Here is a 2,756-nt window from a genome sequence, read left to right as displayed (position 1 = left end):
TACGGTGCGGCGGCGAGCTACCTGCCGGTGACCGAATTCCTCAAAGGCTACTTCCAGCTTTCGACATCCGATGACCCCCTGGCGATTCGCGAGAAGGTAACCAGCAAACTCCTCGCTCTCGATGACGCGTTGCTGTCGATGCTGCCGGCCCTGCTCACAATTCTCGGTCTGCCGCCCGACGATCTCCATTCCTCCTCCGGCTCGGACCCGCCGCAGCGCCGGCAACGTACATTGGATGCAGTCAAGCGCCTGCTGTTCCGCGAAAGCGAGGTACAACCGCTGCTGATCGTCCTGGAAGACCTGCATTCGATTGATCCGGAAACCCAGGTATTGATCGATGGCATTGTCGATGGCCTGCCTAGCGCACGGATCCTGCTGCTCGTCAACTTCAGGCCGGAATACCGACATGGCTGGGCCAGCAAGACCTACTACACCCAGGTGCGAATCGATCCGCTGGTACCGGACAGGGCTGGCGAATTGCTGAACACGCTGGTCGGCACCGACATCGGACTTGAGCCGCTCAAGCGCTTCCTGATCGAGAAGACCGGGGGCACTCCCTTCTTCCTCGAAGAAAGTGTGCGAGCGCTGGTAGAGACCGGCGTTCTTAGCGGCGAGCCGGCGGGCTACCGCGCAACAAAGTCGATTTCGGACCTCAAAATACCCGTGACCATCGAGGCGCTGCTCACCTCGCGCATCGACCGCCTTGCCCCGCTCGACAAGCGCTTGCTTCAGGCCGCTGCCGTGGTTGGCTATCAAGTGCCCCGCAACATCCTGCAGGCCGTCGGAGATTTGTCGCCGGAAGCGCTCCGGGACGGCCTGAAACGTTTGCAGGCAGCTGAATTCCTGTACGAAACCAACCTCTTCCCGGACATTGAATACACCTTCAAACATGCCCTGATCCACGATGCCGCCTATCAAATGCTATCGGCGGATCGGCGGCGAACGTTGCACGCCGCCGCGCTTGTCGCCGGCGAGCATTTGTATGTCGACAAGTTGTTCGAGAAGGCGGATTGGCTGGCCTTTCACGCCTTTCGGGCCCAGGCCTGGGGCCGCGCGGCGATCCATCTCCAAGCCGCTGCCGCGCTGGAAATTGCACGTGCGGCGAACCGGGTTGCAGTCCAGCATCTGGAGAACGCTTTGATCGCGATCGATCATTTGCCCGCGGGCGATCGCGCGACACGGGCCATCGATTTGCGGATTGCGCTGCGGCATGCGCTTACGCCGCTCGGACGGGTGCAACAAACGCTCGATTATCTCAGGGCGGCCGAGGTCCTTGCGATCGAACTCAACGACCGCTCGAGACTGGGGCGCGTGGTATCCTTTACCGCCAACTGCCTCGTCCTTCAGGCCCGCTACGCGGAGGCCCTGCAGACCGGCGAGCGCGCCTTGAACATCGCCCGCGAGCTTGGCGACCATCGCCTTGAGCTCGCAACCAACATGTACCTGGCCCGCGCCAGGCTGGCCCGGGGCGAATACCGGCTGGCGATCGGAACGCTGGAGGGTATTATCATGGATCTGGAATTCAAACCGTTCGACGACTTTCATGGGCTTCCGGTTCTCCCGGCGGCCTTTGCCCGAAGTCATCTCGCGGCAAGCCTCGCCGAAGCAGGCGCGTTCGAGGATGCGGCGGCGCATGCGGCTGAGGCCGCCCGTCGGGCAGACGCCATCGGGCAGCCGGATTCCATCATGTGGGCTTACTGGAGTATTGGGTCGGTCGCGCTCAGTCGGGGAGCTTCGGGAGAAGCCGTGGTCGTGTTCGACCGCCTGCTCGACGTCTGCAGAACGCACGATCTGGACGCCTACGCTTCCCGGATCATGGCTGCGCTGGGTCGCACCATGGCCCGAATCGGGCAGGTCAAAGAAGGGCTTTCGCTGCTGGAAAAGGCCGTCGTCCGCGACGCCTCCGCCGAACCGCAGCTTACCCGCTCGACCACACTTACCGCCTTGTCCGAGGCATTCCTGCTGGCCGGCGAGCTGGAAAAAGCGCTGACGGTGGCGACCGACGCGGTGCAACGGACCAGGGCGCGTGAGGAGCGCGGCGCTGAAGCGCATGCCTGCTGGCTCTTGGGCACCATCCACAGCGCTCGCGGCACCGACCTCGATTCCGCCGCTGCGATGTTCGAGACCGCCACAGCGCTTGCCACCGAACTGGGCCTGCTGCCGCTGTTGGCGCACTGTCATCTCGGGTCTGGCGATCTGGAGGAGCGGCGAGGTCTGCGGAAAGAGGCCAACGAACTGCGGGATCGTGGCCAGCGCATGCTGAACCAGCTCGGCATGAAGCGCTGGTTCAAAGCTTAAATGACAATGATGGATGGTTTTTGGGGTGCGCTATTTGGATTTGCGGCCTGAGGTCAATTTTACCTTCGGACCAACCCGGGGCCTCTGCTGGACCTGAATGTCAGGAATTTCAAGGCCACAGCGCCGAGCGGCCTCGCGGACTTCGAGGATCAAGTTCTGTGTCAACCGCTGATCGCCGACCAGGGAAACACTCAGCTGCATCGGCGAGTTGGGCTTTTTCCTAGTCACAGGATCGACCGTCAGAATGACCGATCATTTTTTCTTCTTACTCTTCTTCGGCACCATCAAATTTGGAGGCGTCGAATGCCCCTTCATTGTGACGCCCATGACACTCGTTCCAAAATGCCGCTTGAGGTCCAGAACGGCGTCATTCCATTTTTTGGCGTGTGTTCCCTTGAGCTCGCCGGCAAAGGTGAACACCACCATCTGATGATCGCCATGCTTCTGCGGCTTGATAT

General features: G+C 61.5%; 2 protein-coding genes. One reads left to right on the top strand and one right to left on the bottom strand.

Going from position 1 to position 2,756, the window contains the following annotated elements; translation table 11 throughout:
- Nucleotides 1-2,298: ATP-binding protein (locus ABSG20_RS34055; protein ID WP_423868828.1), on the top strand; the 2,298-nt coding region annotated here is incomplete at its 5' end.
- Between the two features lie 252 nt (nt 2,299-2,550).
- Here the strand turns inward: ABSG20_RS34055 and ABSG20_RS34050 are convergent.
- Nucleotides 2,551-2,756, bottom strand: a 206-nt coding sequence (locus ABSG20_RS34050) for a hypothetical protein (protein WP_423868827.1), incomplete at its 5' end; no start/stop codon positions are given.

It is taken from the genome of Bradyrhizobium sp. (assembly GCF_049512235.1).
Taxonomy (GTDB): domain Bacteria; phylum Pseudomonadota; class Alphaproteobacteria; order Rhizobiales; family Xanthobacteraceae; genus Bradyrhizobium.
Note: the sequence above shows the minus strand (reverse complement) of the source record. Positions and strands in the feature narration are given on the sequence as shown.